This is a genomic window from Rhodoferax saidenbachensis, from assembly GCF_031457975.1.
Taxonomy (GTDB): Bacteria; Pseudomonadota; Gammaproteobacteria; order Burkholderiales; family Burkholderiaceae_C; genus Allorhodoferax; species Allorhodoferax saidenbachensis_A.
This window is the reverse complement of sequence record NZ_JAVDXO010000001.1, coordinates 732006-750635: the sequence shown is the minus strand read 5'-3', so window position 1 is coordinate 750635 and position 18630 is coordinate 732006. Positions and strand designations below refer to the sequence as shown.

The following is an 18630-nucleotide window of genomic DNA, read 5'->3' as shown; positions in this document are numbered from 1 at the left end:
GCTGAAGACCGCCGGAGGGCCTTTGAAAACCATTCAGAAATCTGCCAAGCTTGCCAACGTGCTGTACGACATCCGCGGACCCATCATGGACGCGGCGCGGCAGATGGAGGACGAGGGGCAGAAAATCATCAAACTCAACCTGGGCAACCTGGCGGTGTTTGGCTTTGATGCGCCTGAGGAAATTCAGCAAGACATGATCCGCAACCTGCCCAACTCGGCGGGTTATTCGGACAGCAAGGGCATTTTTGCGGCGCGCAAGGCCGTCATGCACTACACCCAGCAGCAGGGCATCAAGGCCGTGACGCTGGACGACATCTACCTGGGCAACGGCGCCAGCGAGCTCATCACCATGGCCACCAACGCCTTGCTGGACGACGGCGACGAACTGCTGTTGCCCATGCCCGACTACCCGCTATGGACGGCTGCGACCAGCCTGTCGGGCGGCACCCCGGTGCATTACTTGTGCGACGAAGCCAATGGCTGGATGCCCAGCCTGGCGGATATTCGCGCCAAGATCACGCCGCGCACCAAGGGCATTGTGGTCATCAACCCCAACAACCCCACCGGCGTGATGTATTCCGATGAGCTGCTCAAGGGCATCATCGGCATCGCCCGCGAACACGGCCTGGTGATCCTGGCCGACGAGGTGTATGACAAGGTGCTGTATGACGGCATCAAGCACACCGCGCTGGGCAGCCTGTCTGAAGACGTGCTGACGCTGACTTTCAATTCCCTGTCCAAAAGCTACCGTTCCTGTGGCTATCGCGCGGGCTGGTTGGTGGTGTCGGGCGATAAGAAGAACGCGACCGACTACATCGAGGGCCTGAACATGCTCTCGAACATGAAGCTGTGCTCCAACGTGCCCGGCCAGTGGGCCATCCAGACCGCGCTGGGCGGCTACCAGAGCATCAACGACCTGGTGTGCGAAGGCGGGCGCCTGCGCCGCCAGCGCGATCTGGCGTATGAGCTGATCACCGCCATTCCCGGCGTGAGCTGCGTGAAGCCTCAGGCAGCGCTCTACATGTTTCCCAAGCTGGACCCGGCGGTGTACCCGATTGCCGATGACCGCCAGTTCTTCCTGGAGCTGCTGCGCGAGACCCGCGTGATGCTGGTGCAGGGCACGGGGTTCAACTGGCCACAGCCGGACCATTTCCGCATTGTGTTTCTGCCACATGAAGACGATCTGCGCGAAGCCATTGGCCGCATCGCCAAGTTCCTGGAGCACTACCGTGCCCGCAATGCTGGCTGACTCACTCTGATTTTGATAGCTGCTCGCGCAGTGTTTGCGCGGGCTAGAGGCTTTTTTACCTGAAAAATTTATGAAACCGATACAAGTAGGCGTGATGGGCCTGGGCACCGTGGGCAGCGGTGTGTTCAACGTCCTGCAGCGTAACCAGGAAGAGATTAAGGGCCGCGCCGGCCGTGGCATCGAGGTGACCATGGTGTCGCGCCGCAACACCGCGCTGGCCCAGGAAATCGTGGGCGACAAGGCCCAGGTGGTGGCCGATGCGCGCGAGATCATCCGCAACCCCGACATCGACATCGTGGTCGAGCTCATCGGTGGTTACACCCTGGCCAAGGAGCTGGTGCTGGAAGCTATTGCCGCGGGCAAACACGTGGTCACCGCCAACAAGGCGCTGCTGGCCGTGCATGGCACCGAGATTTTTGCCGCGGCTTCTGCCAAGGGCGTGATGGTGGCGTTTGAAGCGGCCGTGGCCGGTGGCATTCCCATCATCAAGGCGCTGCGCGAAGGCCTGACCGCCAACCGCGTGCAATGGATCGCCGGCATCATCAACGGCACCACCAACTTCATCTTGAGTGAAATGCGCGACAAGGGCCTCGACTTTGACGTGGTGCTCAAAGAGGCGCAACGTCTGGGCTACGCCGAAGCGGACCCCACCTTCGACATCGAAGGCGTGGACGCCGCGCACAAGCTCACGCTCATGTCGGCCATCGCCTTCGGCATTCCCGTGCAGTTCGACAAGGCTTATGTGGAAGGCATCACCCAACTGGGCTCGGCCGACATCAAATATGCCGAACAGCTGGGCTACCGCATCAAGCTCCTGGGCATCACCAAGCGCATGGCCAATGGCATCGAGTTGCGCGTGCACCCCACGCTGATCCCGGCCAAGCGCCTGATCGCCAATGTGGAGGGTGCGATGAACGCCGTGGTCGTCAACGGTGACGCCGTGGGCACCACGCTGTACTACGGCAAGGGCGCGGGCTCCGAGCCCACGGCCAGCGCCGTGATTGCCGACCTGGTGGACATCACCCGCCTGCACACCGCCGATGCGGCCCAGCGCGTGCCGCACCTGGCCTTCCAGCCGCACAGCATGAGCGACACCCCTATCCTGCCGATGGGTGAGGTGGTGACCAGCTACTACCTGCGCCTGCGCGTGGCCGACGAGGCTGGTGTGCTGGCCAAAGTCACCGGCATCCTGGCCGAGGCCGGCATCAGCATCGACGCGGTGCTGCAGCGCGAAGCCGATGAAATTAGCGGCGAGGCCGGTACGCAGACCGACGTCATCATCCTCACGCACGACTGCGCCGAGGCCAAGATGAACAGCGCTATCGCCCAGATGCAATCTCTGCCCACGGTGCTGGCGCCCATCACCCGCATTCGCAAAGAGGAGCTGAACTGATGCGTTACCTCAGCACACGCGGCAACCCGGACCGCAAACGCTTTTGCGAAATCCTGCTCGAGGGCCTGGCGCCCGACGGCGGCCTCTACCTGCCAGAGGCCTACCCGCAGGTGAGCGACGTCACGTTGCTGCAATGGCGCACCGTCTACCACCAGCAGGGCTATGCGGCCCTGGCGTTTGAAATCCTCTCGCTCTACATCGACGACATTCCTGCCGCCGATCTGCGTGCTCTGTGTGCCAAGACGTACACCGCTGAGGTGTTTGGCACCGGTGAGATCGTGCCCTTGCGCCACCTCGAAGACGGCGTGTGGATCGAAGCCCTGTCCAACGGCCCCACGCTGGCTTTCAAGGACATGGCTATGCAGCTGCTGGGCAACCTGTTCGAGTACGAGCTGGGCCGCCGTGGCGAAGAGCTCAACATTCTGGGCGCCACCAGTGGCGACACCGGCAGCGCGGCCGAATACGCCATGCGCGGCAAAAAGGGCGTGCGCGTATTCATGACCAGCCCACACGGTCGCATGAGCCCCTTCCAGCAGGCGCAGATGTTCAGCCTGCAGGACGCCAACATCCACAACATCGCCATCAACGGCGTGTTCGACGACTGCCAGGATATCGTCAAAGCCGTGTCCAACGACTTGGCCTTCAAGCGCAAATACAAGATTGGCACCGTCAACTCCATCAACTGGGCACGCTTGCTGGCCCAGGTGGTGTATTACTTTGCGGGCTACATCCAAGCCACTACCTCGAACGACCAGAAGGTCAGCTTCGCTGTTCCCTCGGGCAACTTCGGCAACGTCTGTGCCGGCCATGTGGCGCGCCAGATGGGCCTGCCGATTGACAAGTTGGTGGTTGCCACCAACGAGAACGATGTGCTGGACGAGTTTTTCCGCACCGGCGTCTACCGCGTGCGCGGTACGGCAGACACGCACGAGACTTCCAGCCCGTCCATGGACATTTCCAAGGCCAGCAACTTCGAACGCTTTGTGTTCGACCTGTTGGGCCGCGATGGTGCGCGCGTGAAGGGGCTGTTTGGTGAAGGCCTGTCCAAGACCGGCCAGTTCGACCTGAGCGCTGACCCTGCGTTTGCCCAGGCCGCTACCCGCTACGGCTTTGTCAGCGGCAAGAGCACGCATGCCCACCGCCTGAAAACGATTCAGGACACCTGGAGCCGCCACGGCATGGTCATCGACACCCACACGGCCGACGGCCTGAAGGTGGCGCTGGAGCAGCGCACGGCTGGTGTGCCCATGGTGGTGCTGGAAACGGCCTTGCCCATCAAGTTCGCCGCCACCATCGTGGAAGCCCTGGGCCGTGAGCCCGAGCGGCCTGCCAAGTTCGAAGGCATTGAAGCCCTGCCCAAACGCGTGAAGGTGATGGACGCCGATGTGGCCGCCATCCAGGCGTTGATTGCTGCCGAGTGCGGCTACTGAGCCTTTAGGCAAGAAATAGCTGTCTGGCCCCCATGGAATATGCGCCAGCAGCTACTAAAACCATAGCAAACCTCGGCATGTCCACCCCCCCCCGCAAACCTTTGATGCCGCTGGACGATGCGCTGGCCCAACTGCTGGCCACCGTGCAGCCGCTGGCGCAGCAAGAGGCCGTGGCCACCATGGACGCGGACGGCCGCGTGCTGGCGCAAGCCATCGTGTCCGGCTTGCAGGTGCCGCCGCACGACAACAGTGCCATGGACGGCTATGCCGTGCGCGTGGACGATGTGCTGGCCGCAGCTGTGGGCTTGACTGTGTCGCAACGTATTCCCGCTGGCAGCGTAGGCACTCCGCTGCAGCCCGGCACCATCGCGCGCATCTTTACCGGCGCCCCGGTTCCATCTGGGGCCGATGCGGTGGTGATGCAGGAGGACTGCAGCGTGCAGGATGCCCCAGACGCCCAAGGCGCGACTGTGGTGCGCATCAACACCTTGCCGATTCCGGGCCAGAACATCCGCCGCTCCGGTGAAGACGTGCGCCGCGGCGACGTAGTGCTGGCCGCCGGCACCCGCCTGGGGCCCGCCGAACTCGGCCTCGCCGCTAGCGTGGGCATGGCCCAACTGTCGGTGGTGCGCAGGCCCCGCGTGGCGTTGTTTTCTACCGGTGACGAGCTGGTCATGCCCGGCGCAGTGGCACCGGCCGACATGCCACCGGGCGCCATCTACAACTCCAACCGTTTTTTCCTGAGCGCCATGCTGCGCCGCCTGGGCTGCGATGTCACGGACTTGGGCATCGTGCCTGACCAACTGGAGGCAACCAAGCAGGCCCTGCAGCAAGCGGCTGCCAACCACGATGTGATCCTGACCAGCGGCGGCGTGTCGGTGGGGGAGGAAGACCATATCAAGCCCGCCGTGCAGGCCCTGGGCGCGCTGCACCTGTGGCAAATCGCCATCAAGCCCGGCAAGCCCTTTGCGCATGGCACGGTGGGGGAGGCGCACTTTTTGGGCCTGCCTGGCAACCCGGTGTCCAGCTTTGTGACCTTCATGCTGCTGGTGCGGCCGTTCTTGTTGAAGCTGCAGGGCGTGGGTGACGTGGCGCTGCGAACCATTGCCGCCCGCGCCGACTTTGAATGGCCGCGGGCCGACAAGCGCCGCGAATTTTTGCGTGTGCGCCGCAACGACCAGGGTGGGTTGGATCTCTTTGACAACCAAAGCTCCGGCGTGCTGACCTCGGCCGTCTGGGGCGATGGGCTCATCGACACACCACCGGGCGAGGCGATTCAATACGGTGCCACCGTGCGCTACATCCCGTTCAGCGAGCTGCTGGTATGAAAGTCACGGTGCGCTACTTTGCCTCAGTGCGAGAGGCTATGGGCACGGGCGCCGAAGTGCTGGACACGCAGGCCGCCACGCTGGCCGCGCTGCGGGCTGAGCTGGTGGCGCGCGGGGGCGCCGGAGCGGAGGCCCTGGCCCCCGGCCGCGCGGTGCGCGTGGCGCTGGACCAGGTGATGAGCCTGGAATCTGCGTCGCTCACCGCCGGTTGTGAAGTCGCCTTTTTCCCACCTGTTACCGGGGGTTAGCGCTGTACGGCGCGGTTCAGCGTCACCAGCCGCTCAGTCAGTTCACCTGACGCCACCGTCATCGGTGCACGCAGCTCGTCCCGCATCCAGCCTTGCCGCGCCAGCAGCGCCTTCACCGGCGCCGGGTTGGGTTCTGCAAACAGCGCCTCGATCAGCGGCAGCAGGGGGCGCCACAGAGCCCGCGCCTCCGCCAGTTCTCCGCGCGCCATATGGCCCATCAGCGCCACTAATGGCGCTGCCTGCACATGGCCACCAGCCGCAATGGCACCTGCACCGCCCAGCGCCAGCGTGGTGAAGATGTTGGCATCGTCCCCGGCCAGCACCTGCAGCCGCCCGTCGGCAATCAGTGCCTGGGTTTTCGCGGCGTCGCCCGCGCAGTCCTTGATGGCGACGATGTGGGGGTGCTGTGCCAGCGTGCGCAGCGTGGCCAGCGCCAGGGATACGCCGGTGCGCGCCGGGATGTCGTAGACCACCACGGGCGCGTCGCTGGCATCGGCAATCGCTGTGAACCACTGCAGCAAGCCGGTCTGCGAGGGCCGGACGTAGTGAGGCGCAGGCACCAGCAGTCCGGCCAGCTTGCGGCCATTCAGCGTGCCCACCCAATCCAGCGTGTCGGGCAGGTGGTAGCCGGACAGGCCCATCATCAGCGGCAGGCCCGGGGCGGCGTGCGCCACGGTATCCAGCACGGCCAGTTGCTCGTCAGCGCTCAGCGCAGCGGCCTCGCCGGTGGAGCCGCAGACCGCGATGCCCGCAATGCCCTGGGGCACCAGGTGCTGCACCAGCTTGCGCAGGGCCGCGTGGTCCACCGCATCGTTGTGGAAGGGAGTGACCAGTGGAATCCAGAGGCCGGAGAAAGTGTCAGTAGCGTGCACGCGAACATCCTTTGCAGAAACAAGACCGATGGAAGAACCATCGTCAGCTGCGCGGCGGGTTGCGTTAAACGGGGGAGAGTGTTGTTCGCAGTTCCATCGCTCATCTGAGGACGGAACCGCAGCTCCGGTCAAATGAGCTTGGGTTTTTTGGATTTGTTCGCAGCCACCACACGCGCGCCGATCAGGGCCAGAGTGGCCGTGGCAAGGAGTGCGGTGAATGCGAACATGGGCCACATGCTAGCACGGTGCCACAATTCGGTCATGCCTTCTGACGCCATTTCTTCCCCCCGTGTCCGTATCCAGCCACAGCCTTTCGATGTGGCGCAGGAGATTGCCGCCCTGCAAGCCGGCGACCCGCGCGTGGGCGCGGTGTGCACCTTTGTAGGTACCGTGCGCGACCGCAATGGGCCAGGCCCTGCAGGCTCGGTGCAAACCATGGAGCTGGAGCACTACCCGGGCATGACCGAGAAGGCCATCGAGGCCATGGTGGACGCGGCCTTTGCACGTTTTGACATTCTGGGCGCCCGGGTGGTGCACCGCGTGGGCCTGCTACGGCCTACCGATGGGGTGGTGCTGGTGGTGGTGACCTCGGCCCACCGGGGCCAGAGCTTTCAGGCCTGCGAGTTTTTGATGGATTACCTCAAGACGCAGGCGCCGTTCTGGAAGAAAGAACAGACCCCCGAGGGCGCGCACTGGGTGGACGCCCGCGTCAGCGACGACGATGCACTGGCCCGCTGGGGCATAGAGGCGCGCAACGCCTGAGCGCCATGCGTCAAAAAGCGTAGCAGCCGGCCCCCGAAAACAGGCCAAATCCAGCCCCCTGACCCTACAATGCGCCCAGGCTGGCGTGTTAGGGCGTTGTCCGTGTTGGCCAGTTTTATCTCTCATTCGACAAGGGCGGACATGGATCTCCGGCTACGTGGGCTGCGTTGGGGTATTGCGGCGGTCGCCACGCTGTGGAGTGCCTGCGTTTGGAGCGCTGGGCTGCCAGTGGACTACCGCTGCGATGGCCTCTCCGCCGAACAGATCATCCAGACGTCCAACAATGGCTGGACCACTAGCGACGAGGGCAAAGTCCCAGTGGACCCTCAAGACCATTCCTGCTGGATCCGCATTACCAGCCTGCCCCAGGGACACGCGCTGGAAGCGGTGAACCGGTTGTCCTTTGCCGACCTGAATGTGCAGCGTGTCAACATCAGCCTGTTTGATGCCCACGGCAAGCCGCTGGGCCAGGCCCTGCGCCTGGGCCAAAGCAGTGGTGTGCTGGTTACCGGCCTGCGCGCCATCTTTACGCCCGATGCCATGGCGGCCTTCCCCTTGTATGCCCGCTTTGAACCCGCTGCCGGCGCCTTGGCCTACCCCGGGCTGGCGCGCACGCTGCTGGTGGAGTCCGTGGTGCCCGAAGATAGCCTGCGGGACGAGCAGGGCGTGGACTTGCTGAACCACAGCGGCGCGGTGTTTCTCTTCACCACAGCGCTCGTGGCCTTGTTCTTCGCCATCACCCTGCGCGACGCCAACTACGCCATCTACGCGTTGTACGCCACGCTGCAGTCCATCACCATTTTCACCAAGAGTGGTCTGCCGTTTGTGTTGAACGTGAGTTCGCCGTTGTGGCTCAACGCCTGGATTTTCAATTACCTGGTGGGGGTGCTTTCGGTGTTGCTGAGCGTGCGCTTTGGCCGCTTTGCCAAGCACAGCCCGCGCACCACCAAGGTGGCCTATGGCGTGGCCGTGATGTTCGCCGCCATGATTCCCATGCACTACCTGCTGCCCGGTGTGGCCAATGTGCTGATCTATGTGCTGGTGCCCTTGCACTTTCTGGTGCTGCTAACCGCTAACTGGCGCGGTTGGCGTGGGGGCGAACGGGGTTGCGGCATTTTGCTGCTGGGCTTAACCCCGATTGCGGCCTACTGGATGACCTTTTTGCTTTACAGCGTGCTGCTGCGCGAACCCATGCCCACCGAGCTGGCGTTGGGCTCCACCTTTGACTTTGTGCGCACGCTGTTACTGCCTATCGCGTTTTGCTATGGCATTGCCGAACGCACGCTGCGCCTGCAGCGTGAGACCGCGCGCATGGCTCGTTTTGACCCGCTCACCGGCCTGCTGAACCGCGAGGGCATACGTCAGTATGGCCAGCTGATGATTGATGAGGGCCATGTGCCTTGCGTGCTGATGCTCAATGTAGAGCGCTTTCACGCCATCAACGAAACCCTGGGCCCCACGCTGGGCGACCGCATCCTGCAGGAGGCGGGCAAGCGCCTCTTGGCGGTGTGCAAAACCCATTCCAGGGCCCGCGTGGGCCGCATGCATGCAGACCAGTTCTGCCTGATCTACCCCAGTCAGCTCACGCTGGTGTCGGTACGCGAGGAGATCGAATACGAGTTCAACCACCCCGCCGAGGTGGAAGGCCAGGCGGTGGACATTGCGCTGGCGGCGGGTGCTGCGCTGGTGCTGGCCAGCCAGCCGTCCATGGCGCAGCTGTTGCGCAATGCCGAGATCGCGCTGGACGCCGGTCGGGCCCAGCACAAGAACTGGATGGAGTACCGGGCCGACCTCGAGACCAGCCAGCGCGCCGATTTGGACTTGCTGTCCGAACTCAAGCGTGCGGTGGAGGCTGGTGAGCTGCGCCTGTACCTGCAGCCCAAAGTACGGCTGGAAGACGGTGCCGTACAAAGCGCGGAAGCCCTGGTGCGCTGGGAGCATCCGCGCCGGGGCCTGATACCGCCCGGTGAATTTGTTCCCTTTGCCGAAAAGACCGGGCGCATCACGCTACTCACGCGCTGGGTATTGGAGGAGGCCATGCGCATGGTGGCCAACTACCGCGCCCAGGGCCGGCCGTTGCAAATTTCAGTCAACCTTTCGACCTTTGATCTGGGCGAAGTGGGGTTTGCCGCGCGGGTAGCGGCGCTGGCGCGTGATACAGGGGCCGACCCCGTCGACATTCGCCTGGAAATCACCGAGAGCGGTGCGATGCAAGACCCCGCAGCGGCGCTGGACGTCATGAATGCCCTGACCAGTGCCGGCTTCAGTCTGTCGATTGATGATTTTGGAACCGGCTATTCCTCTCTGGCCTATCTGCAAAAAATGCCGGTGGCGGAACTCAAGATTGACCGTGCCTTTGTGCGCAACGTGCGGGCAGGAACGGATGAGGCCTCGTTGCTGGAGTCCACCATCGCCCTGGGCCACCGCCTGGGCCTGAGTGTGGTGGCCGAAGGGGCAGAGAATGCGGAGGAATGGGTGCTGCTGCGCTCCATGGGCTGCGATTACGCCCAGGGCTGGTATGCCGCAAAGCCCATGCCGGTAGAAGACTACGAACGATGGTGTAGGGAAAAGGTTCCTTTTGTGTCATAAGTAAATAACTTCAGGGAGAACGGGCTATGCACTGGCTGTCACACGGTGTTGAGCAACTGATCGCGTCTTGCGCGGACGAGGGCTATGCCCCCGACGTGCTGGTGGTGGGGTCGGGCTATGGAGGTTCGGTGGCCGCGCTGCGGTTTGCCGAGCGCGGCCAAAGCGTTGCTGTGCTGGAGCGCGGCAACGAATACGTGGCGGGTGAGTTCCCTACCGACTTCGGCCAGTTCGGCGGCTTTGTCCGTGCCGAGGTGGGGGGTGACCTGGATCGCCAAAAAGGCCCCGCCGCCATTGGCTATGAAGACGCGCTGTTTGACTTTCGCTTGGGCACCCGTGCCACCGCGCTGGTGGGCAATGGGCTGGGTGGTGGCAGCTTGATCAACGCGGCCGTGGCACTGCGCCCCGATGCGCGCGTGTTTCAGCAAGCCGCCTGGCCTGCGGCCCTGCGCGATGCGCCGCTGGATGCGGACTACGCACTGGCCGCACAGGTGCTGGAGGTGCAGTTGCCCGATGCGCAAAAGGCCTCGCCCGCCTGCGTGCCGCAGCAAACCCTGAAGTACCAACGCCTGCAAGACATTGGCCGGGCCGCGGCCAAGCGCTTTGCCAATGCGCGCCTGTCGGTCACCACCGAAGACGTGCCCCTGGTCATCGAATTCCGCAAGGACACGCCGCTGGACCTGGGGCCGCGCGATGCCTGTATGGGGTGCGGCGACTGCTGCTCGGGCTGCAACCACGACGCCAAGCTCAGTCTGAACAAGACCTACCTGCCACGCGCCGCCAAGCTGGGGGCGCGCATGTTCACCGGCGTGAGCGTGTTGCATGTGCTGCACAGCCCCGACGTGGCCCACCCCGGGCGCGACTGGGTGGTGCACTGTATACGCACCACCGAGCGTGCAGCCTGGGAGGCGTCATTTGATGCCCCCGGTGGCGCACTGAACGATCGCTACGAATTTGTGGTGCGCACGGGCACCGTGGTGCTCAGCGCCGGCACATTTGGTTCCAGCGAGATTCTGCTGCGCTCTGAAATACAGGGCCTGGCTGTGGCCAAGACCTGGCTGGGCCGCGGTATTTCGGCCAATGGCGATGACCTGAGTGCGGCCTATGACCTGAAAGACACCGCCAATGCCGTGGGGCAGGGCAGCGGCCCCACCCAGGCAGAGAAGGTGGGCCCGACCATCAGCGGTGTGATCCGCTTCCATGACCACCTGGACCATACCCAAAGCACGGTGACCGAGGATGGTGGCATCCCGGGCATGTTGTCGCCCATCGTGGGCCAGGCGCTGGCCACTCTGGGCATCCTGCCCCAACTCGCGCGCTTTGGCCTGCGTGGCAAGGCCGGGCAAGACCCGCTGGCCGTGCGGGCCGATGCCACGGCGCGCAGCCTGGTCATGCTGGGCATGGGTCACGATTCTTCCGCGGGGCGCGCAGAGCTGGCGACTGCGCATGCGCGCGTGCAGTGGTCCTGGGGCAAAGACGCCCAAGACCCTGCGCCGCTGCTGCACCGCAGCCGTGCCAGCAGCGTGGAAGGCGCGGGCGCAGAATTCCTGCCCAACCCCGCCACCGGTGTGTTGCCGGACAAGATTGCCAGTGTGCTCAGCGGCCCCAAGACCGATACCAGCTGGATCACCGTACACCCCCTGGGCGGCTGCCGCATGGCGGGCTCGGCCGCAGAGGGCGTGGTCAACCACCTGGGCCAGGTCTTCCTGCCCGATGGTCGGGTGCATACCGGCTTGCTGGTGATGGATGGCTCGGTGATCCCCACTTCGCTGGGCGTGAACCCCTTGCTCACCATCACTGCGCTGGCCGAGCGCGCCTGCCGCGTGCTGCTGGCCCCTCCGGTGGCAGAACTAAAGCAACATGTGCTGCCAACGCATCCACCTCGCCAGCAAACCGTGCATGCCGTGCCAGATGCACCGCATGGCGCGGTGATGGCCGAGGTGCTGCGGGGAACTTTGGTGCCCACGGCAGATGCACCGCTGCCCGCGTGGCTGCAACCGCAGGGTGGTGCCGAGAGCGTGCCCGCGGCGCTGTTTCTGGAAATGGATGTGCAGGACTGGACCCAGCTGTGGCAAGAACCCACGCACACACTGCAGGCCGTGCCCGGCACACCGACTGCCAAGCGCCTGACCGCCTCACGCGTGGTGGTGGACCGGCCGGGCGGGCCGCCCTTGGTGCTGCAGGTCACGGGGGGGCAGGTGCAGATGTTTGTCGAGGCACAAGAGTGGCTGGGCGCACGCGTCAGCCGCGCTATCCGCGCAGGGCTGACCTATGCCATCGCCCGCTGGATACCCGACGCGGCACACCCCAAAGACCCCAAGCTGGAACGACCCGGCCCCGGCTGGTGGACCACGTTACACGACGGCGCCATGATGCTCTGGAACGCCAGTGCCGCCCGCGTGTTTGACTACCGGCTGGAGTTGCGAGATCCAAGCGATGGCCAACTGCGCTACCGCCTGATGGGTACCAAGTTCATCCAGCCCGCACTGGGCTGGGGCGAACTGTGGCAGTGGTGTGTACGCACGCTGCGCCATGGTGGCTGGCCCGCCCCGCAGCGGCGCAGTGTGTGGGACCAACTCACCCAGTTGGACGTGCGCCTGCTGCAGGCCAGTGATGGTGTCGAGCTGGCAAGCGGCCGCCTGTGCATGGACATTCCTGAGATGGTGCGGCGCATTGCCCCCCAGATGAAACCTGGCCCGGACACCGTGAATGCACTGGCTGCGTTCATCAGCTACCCGCTCATGGTGCTGCGCTATGTGGTCAGTTGCCGCATGCTGGATTTTCGGCTGCCCGACTACAAACCCGACTTGCCCGCCAAGGACCCGCTGGCGGGCCCGGACGATGGGCATTTCGAACTTTCTGCCGACCTGTACCCGCCCATCCGGTTGGCAGGCGGCCAGGTGGTGCTGCCCCAGGCCCCTGTGTGCCTGACCGTGCCCCTGCGTGCCAGCACGCAGTTGCCACCCGATGGGGCGCCGCCCAAGGACAGCACCGACTGGATCCGCATCGGCCTGGTGCGCTACGCCCAGCCGCAGGTGGAATCCAGCGTCACCGTCCAGGGACTGCGGCGCTTCAAGTCCATCGTGCTGCTCAACGGCTTTGCGCAAAACACCTTGCCCTTTGTGGCCGAAGAGTTGGGCGAACGGGCCCTGGCCGCCATGCTCTATGCGCAGGGTTGGGACGTGTGGCTCATGGAGTACCGCGTCAGCCCGTTTTTGCGTGCCTCCACCCGTCTGTCCAGCATGGACGACATCGGAGCCTGTGACCTTCCCGCCGCTGTCAACCATGTGCTGAAGACGCTGCAAGAGGAGCGCAAGGACGAGCCCCTGCTGCCCGGCCAGGTCAGCGTGTTCAGCCACTGTGTGGGGTCGGCGTCCACCGCCATGTCTCTGTTAGGTGGGCACCTGACCCACCTTGGTGGTTTGCCCAAGGTGGCTGCAGTGCTGTTCTCGCAGTTCCAGCCCTATGTGATCGGTTCGGTCACGGCCCAGATGCGTCTGCAGGTGGCCTCGCTCATGGTCAATGCGCTGGGGCTGGAGTTTGTGGAGTTCTCTGCGGGCACGGCCCAGGCTGATGGCTTGCACGCGCTCATGGACCGGGTCTTCGCCAGCTTTGCCTACGACGAGCACGAGCGCTGCCCGGGTGAGCATGACCTGCGTGTGCCGCACCCCGACAGCACTTCGTGCAAACGCATGGCGGGCTTTTTGAGCCGCCTGTTCCGCCACGACCAGCTTATTGAGAGCCAGCCGGGCCGTCCCGGTACACATGAGAAGCTGGACCTGTATTTTGGTCGTACCAACCTGGGTGTGTTTTTGCACGGCGCCAAGTGCGTGGAGTACGAGCACCTGGTGGATGCTGATGGCCAGAACATCTATGTCACAGACGAGAACGTGCGCCGCTACTTGGGCATGCCGGTGATGCTGCTGCATGGGGCCGACAACGTGCTGTTTGACAAGGAATCGCTGGAAGAAACCAAGCGCCAGTTCAGCCGCGCCTTTGGTGCCGAGCGCCTGGCCACCCAACTGGACCGCTTTCTGGTGGTGCCGGACCACGCGCACTTTGACTGCACCATTGGCAAGCGCGCGCCTGAAGTCATCTTTAGCGAGGTGGTGGATTTCTTCAACAACGCCCAGGCCGCCGAGCTGCCTGCACCCGCCACCCAAAACCGCCTGCGCGCGCGTCTGCCACGCACCGGCCCCCTTGCCGGCTGGGTGCGCCGCGAGGGCGACCAGACCCTGGTGCGCGTGTGGATGGAGGTAGACAACAGCCAGGCCGACACGGCCGTGGCTGCGATGACGCTGCTGTCGGTCGGGCGCCAGCGTGTGGTGCAAGCCTGGGACCTGCACAGCAGCCCGTTAGAAGGATTGGTAGGCGTGAGCGCGGGTGCGGTGCCTGACCAAAGCATCGTCTATGCAGTGGCCGACATAACTGTCCCTGCGAACTGGGCGGGCCCCATCACCGTGGCCATGGTCAGCCTTCACAGTATTGCCGCCGATGCCCCCGCGGGTGCCGACGATGCCGTGGCACACCACTGGCCAGAGAGCTGGGGTGACCCGGTGACGGTGGACGAGGTGGTGCAAAACGGCGGGCGCAGCCCGGTACCCACGGCGGACGGGCCTGCCCCTGCACCGCGGACCAGCGACATGCCGCGCGCGGAGCCACGGCCCAGCCTACTGCTGGGGGCGGGCGCGCAGGTTTGTATCAAGCCGCGGCCGTTGGATTTGACCGTGCACGATGCCGTGCTGTTGCTGCGCCCCCTGGCGCATCTGGTGAGCGAGCAGCGCGCCATTGCGCTCAAGGCGCAGCCGGGTACGCTGTCACGCCAGCGCCGCAGCCTGCGCTGGATGGGCGAGTGCGTGCTGCGCCTGCGCGGTAGCACCTTGGTGCCGGGCGCAACGCTGCGCTTTGTGGCGTCCACCTGTCGCCATCCCGGCATTACGGAGCTGGAGGCCGCGCGCAGCGACCATACGCTGCAGGCGCTGGCCGCGCAGCAGCGTGCCGAGCCTGCAGCGTTCATGTGGATGCTGGGTGACCAGATTTACGCCGATGCACGTGCCGGGTTGGCTTCCAGCGCATCCCCCATCGAGATGCTGCTGCCGCGCTACCGCGAGGCCTTTGGCTCACTGGGCTTCCGCCAGTTGGCGCGCAGCCTGCCGCTGTACATGGTGATGGACGACCATGAAATAGGTGACAACTGGAGCTGTGACGAACCCAAGCTCAGCACGGCCCGGGCTGTGCTGTCGCACAACGCGCTGAGCGCGTTTGCCGCTTTCCAGCGCTCCCATGGGCCCGAACCGCTGGGCCCGCAGGGGCACGACGGTGTACTGACGCACGAGGTGGCAGCCTTCCTGTCGCTCAATACCCGCATCCACCGTGATCGCGCGTTGGGCCCCGCGGGCCAGCGGCGCATTCTGGAAGAGGGGCAATGGCAGCTGCTGGAGGATTGGCTGCTGGCGGAGCAGGCGCGCGGTACGCACCCCAAGTTCATTGCCACGGGTTCGGTGCTGGCGCCCGGGCTGGTGCAGGCCTCGGGCAGGCCATCGCCGCGCGACAGCGACAACTGGCAGCTGGTGGAGCCAGAGCGCCGCCGGGTGCTGGACTTCATCGCGCAGCAGCAGATCAGCAACGTGGTGTTCCTCTCGGGTGATTACCACTGCAGCGCCACGGCCACCATTGCGTTTAGCCACAGCCCGGTGCGGGCCTACGCGCTGGTCACGCCACCGCTGCATGCACCGCTGCGCTTTGCCAATGTGTCGCCCGCCGATGTGATCCCCCATGAAGTGGTGCCGCTGTCTGGTGGCCAGGCGGATATCCACGCCCAGGCCTGGAATGGCGACGGCTGGCTGGCGTGCGAGGTGCAGCGCCAGGCGGCAGGGGGCTACCGACTGACGGCACGCTTTACCACCCTGCGCATGGACGCGAAAGCGCCAGACCATGTCAGTGAGGTCTGGGACATGGCCTAGCGCTCGCGTTTGATCTGGGTCAACATAGCGGCAATGGCAAACGCCGCTTGAGGGCTACCGTGCGCTAGCGCACTTGAAATGGGGCCGGTAGGCCCCAAGCTGGGATGCATCTGGCCTTTGCGCCACAGGAGCACACATGCGAATTGAAAAACTGACGACGAAATTCCAGGAAGCCTTGGGCGAAGCCCAGAGCCTGGCCCTGGGCAATGACAACCAGTACATCGAGCCGGTGCACGTGCTGGCCGCGATGATCCGTGTGGACGATGGTCCCAAGGCGCTGATGAACCGCGCCGGTGTCAACGTGGCGGGCCTGCTGGCGGCGGCCGAGGCTGCCATCAAACGCCTGCCGCAGGTGCAGGGGCACGAACAGGTAACCGTGGGCCGCGACATGGTGAGCCTGCTGCAGGCGGCCGAAAAGGAATCCATCAAACGCGGTGACCAGTTTGTGGCGGGCGAACTGTTTTTGCTGGCGCTGGCCGATCACAAGGGCGACGCTGGCAACCTGGCGCGCGCCAACGGCCTGACCCGCAAGAGCCTGGAAGCCGCCATCGACGCCGTGCGCGGTGGCCAGAATGTGGACAGCGCCGATGCCGAAGAGCAGCGCGAGTCGCTGAAGAAATACTGTATCGATCTGACCGAGCGCGCCCGCCTGGGCAAGCTGGACCCGGTGATTGGCCGCGACGATGAGATCCGCCGCGCCATCCAGGTGCTGCAGCGTCGCACCAAAAACAACCCCGTGCTGATTGGCGAACCCGGTGTGGGCAAGACCGCCATCGTGGAAGGGCTGGCCCAGCGCATCGTGGACGGTGCGGTGCCGGACTCGCTCAAGGGCAAGCGCGTGCTGAGCCTGGACATGGCCGCGCTGCTGGCGGGTGCCAAGTTCCGCGGCGAGTTTGAAGAGCGCCTGAAGAATGTGCTGAAAGACCTGGCCAAGGACGAAGGCCAGACCATTGTGTTCATTGACGAGCTGCACACCATGGTGGGCGCCGGTAAGGGCGAGGGCGCCATGGACGCCGGCAACATGCTCAAACCCGCGTTGGCGCGTGGCGAGCTGCACTGCGTGGGCGCGACTACGCTGGACGAATACCGCAAGTACATCGAAAAGGACGCTGCCCTGGAACGCCGCTTCCAGAAGATTTTGGTGGGCGAGCCTACCGTGGAAGCCACCATCGCCATCCTGCGCGGCCTGAAAGAGCGCTATGAGACCCACCACGGCGTGCAGATCACCGACCCCGCCATCGTGGCCGCAGCCGAGCTGAGCCACCGCTACATCACCGACCGCTTTTTGCCCGACAAGGCCATTGACCTGATCGATGAGGCCGCCAGCAAGATCAAGATCGAGCTTGACTCCAAGCCCGAGGTCATGGACAAAAAAGACCGCCGCCTGATCCAGCTGCAGATCGAGCGCGAAGCCGTGAAGCGCGAGAAAGACGAAGCCTCGCAAAAGCGCCTGGAGCTGATCAACGAAGAGATCACCGCGCTGCAAAAAGAGATTGCCGACCTGGACGAACTGTGGAAGGCCGAGAAGGCCCAAGCCCAGGGCTCCAAAACCCTCATGCAAGAGGTGGAGAAGGTGCGTTTCCAGATCAAGGAGCTGACCGACAAGGGCGACTTCAACAAGGCCGGCGAGCTGCAATACGGCAAGCTGCCCGAGCTGGAAAAACGCCTGCAAGACGCTCAGGCGCAAGAGGCTGACAAGACCAAAGACGCCAAACACGGTGGCCGCACCCAGCTGCTGCGCACCATGGTGGGCGCTGAAGAAATTGCCGAGGTGGTGAGCCGCGCCACTGGCATCCCCGTCAGCAAGATGCTGCAGGGCGAGCGCGACAAGCTGCTGCAAATGGAAGGCAAGTTGCACGACCGGGTGGTCGGGCAGGACGAAGCCATTGCGGCCGTGGCCAACGCCATCCGCCGCTCACGCTCAGGCCTCTCCGATCCGAACCGCCCCACGGGTTCCTTCCTGTTCCTGGGCCCCACGGGCGTGGGCAAGACCGAGCTGTGCAAGGCGTTGGCCGGCTTCATGTTCGACAGCGAAGAGCACCTGGTCCGCGTGGACATGAGTGAGTTCATGGAGAAACATTCGGTGGCCCGCCTGATTGGTGCGCCCCCCGGTTATGTGGGCTACGAAGAGGGCGGCTACCTGACGGAAGCCGTGCGTCGCAAGCCCTACAGCGTGCTGCTGCTCGACGAGATTGAAAAGGCCCACCCGGACGTGTTCAATGTGCTGCTGCAAGTGCTGGACGATGGCCGCCTGACGGATGGCCAGGGCCGCACGGTGGACTTCAAGAACACCGTCATCGTGATGACCAGCAACATCGGCAGCCAGCTGATCCAGAGCATGGTGGGGCAGGACTACGAAGACGTGAAAGAGGCTGTGACCGGCGAGCTGAAGAACCACTTCCGCCCCGAGTTCCTGAACCGCATCGACGAGACCGTGGTCTTCCATTCGCTGGACGCCGCCAACATCGCGTCCATTGCCAAGATCCAGCTCGCTACGCTGATGGGCCGCCTGGCCAAGATGGACCTGACGCTGGCGGTGAGCGACGCCGCTGTGGCCGAACTGGCCAAGGTGGGCTTCGACCCGGTGTTTGGTGCGCGGCCCCTGAAGCGCGCCATCCAGCAGCGCATCGAGAACCCGCTGTCCAAGCTGCTGCTGGAAGGCAAGTTCGCGCCCAAGTCCACCATTCAAGTGGGCGTGGACCCGATCCAGGCGCCTGGGGAGTTCAGCTTCCGCTGAGTAGTTTTGGGGTGGGTTTAGAGGTCTTTTCGGCCTCTAGCCCGCTTGGAATATGCGCGAGC

General features: G+C 64.5%; 10 protein-coding genes. 9 read left to right on the top strand and 1 reads right to left on the bottom strand.

Going from position 1 to position 18630, the window contains the following annotated elements; translation table 11 throughout:
* Positions 1 to 22: 22 nt before the first annotated feature.
* The 5 genes from J2X15_RS03575 to moaD all read left to right on the top strand — a co-directional run bounded on the left by J2X15_RS03575 (position 23) and on the right by moaD (position 5648).
* Positions 23 to 1249 (top strand): pyridoxal phosphate-dependent aminotransferase, encoded by a 1227-nt coding sequence (locus J2X15_RS03575; protein ID WP_310339706.1) that lies wholly within the window; start codon positions 23 to 25, stop codon positions 1247 to 1249.
* Between the two features lie 70 nt (positions 1250 to 1319).
* Entirely contained in the window at positions 1320 to 2642 is a 1323-nt protein-coding gene (locus J2X15_RS03570; RefSeq protein ID WP_310339528.1) for a homoserine dehydrogenase, read from the top strand.
* On the top strand, positions 2642 to 4072 hold the full coding sequence (gene thrC / locus J2X15_RS03565; RefSeq protein ID WP_310339527.1) for a threonine synthase: 1431 nt from the start codon (positions 2642 to 2644) through the stop codon (positions 4070 to 4072). Before J2X15_RS03570 ends, thrC begins: the two co-directional genes overlap by 1 nt.
* 77 nt (positions 4073 to 4149) lie before the next feature.
* Positions 4150 to 5400 carry a molybdopterin molybdotransferase MoeA gene (locus tag J2X15_RS03560; RefSeq protein WP_310339526.1) on the top strand — a complete coding sequence of 417 codons (1251 nt, stop codon included), beginning with the start codon at positions 4150 to 4152 and terminating at the stop codon, positions 5398 to 5400.
* Positions 5397 to 5648 (top strand): molybdopterin converting factor subunit 1, encoded by a 252-nt coding sequence (moaD, locus tag J2X15_RS03555; protein ID WP_310339525.1) that lies wholly within the window; start codon positions 5397 to 5399, stop codon positions 5646 to 5648. The genes J2X15_RS03560 and moaD overlap by 4 nt, the downstream gene beginning before the upstream one ends.
* Here moaD and dapA read toward each other — a convergent pair.
* Entirely contained in the window at positions 5645 to 6520 is an 876-nt protein-coding gene (dapA, locus tag J2X15_RS03550) for a 4-hydroxy-tetrahydrodipicolinate synthase (protein ID WP_310339524.1), read from the bottom strand. The genes moaD and dapA overlap by 4 nt on opposite strands.
* Before the next feature lie 276 nt (positions 6521 to 6796).
* Between dapA and J2X15_RS03545 the strand changes: the two genes are divergently transcribed.
* The 4 genes from J2X15_RS03545 (at position 6797) to clpB (ending at position 18568) form a co-directional block, all read left to right on the top strand.
* Positions 6797 to 7282, top strand: coding sequence for a molybdenum cofactor biosynthesis protein MoaE (locus J2X15_RS03545; protein ID WP_310339705.1), 486 nt, complete (start codon positions 6797 to 6799; stop codon positions 7280 to 7282).
* 141 nt (positions 7283 to 7423) lie between these two features.
* On the top strand, positions 7424 to 9871 hold the full coding sequence (locus J2X15_RS03540) for a putative bifunctional diguanylate cyclase/phosphodiesterase (protein ID WP_310339523.1): 2448 nt from the start codon (positions 7424 to 7426) through the stop codon (positions 9869 to 9871).
* A gap of 26 nt (positions 9872 to 9897) precedes the next feature.
* Positions 9898 to 15831 (top strand): alkaline phosphatase D family protein, encoded by a 5934-nt coding sequence (locus J2X15_RS03535; protein WP_310339522.1) that lies wholly within the window; start codon positions 9898 to 9900, stop codon positions 15829 to 15831.
* Between the two features lie 136 nt (positions 15832 to 15967).
* Entirely contained in the window at positions 15968 to 18568 is a 2601-nt protein-coding gene (gene clpB / locus J2X15_RS03530) for an ATP-dependent chaperone ClpB (RefSeq protein ID WP_310339521.1), read from the top strand.
* Positions 18569 to 18630: the final 62 nt, after the last annotated feature.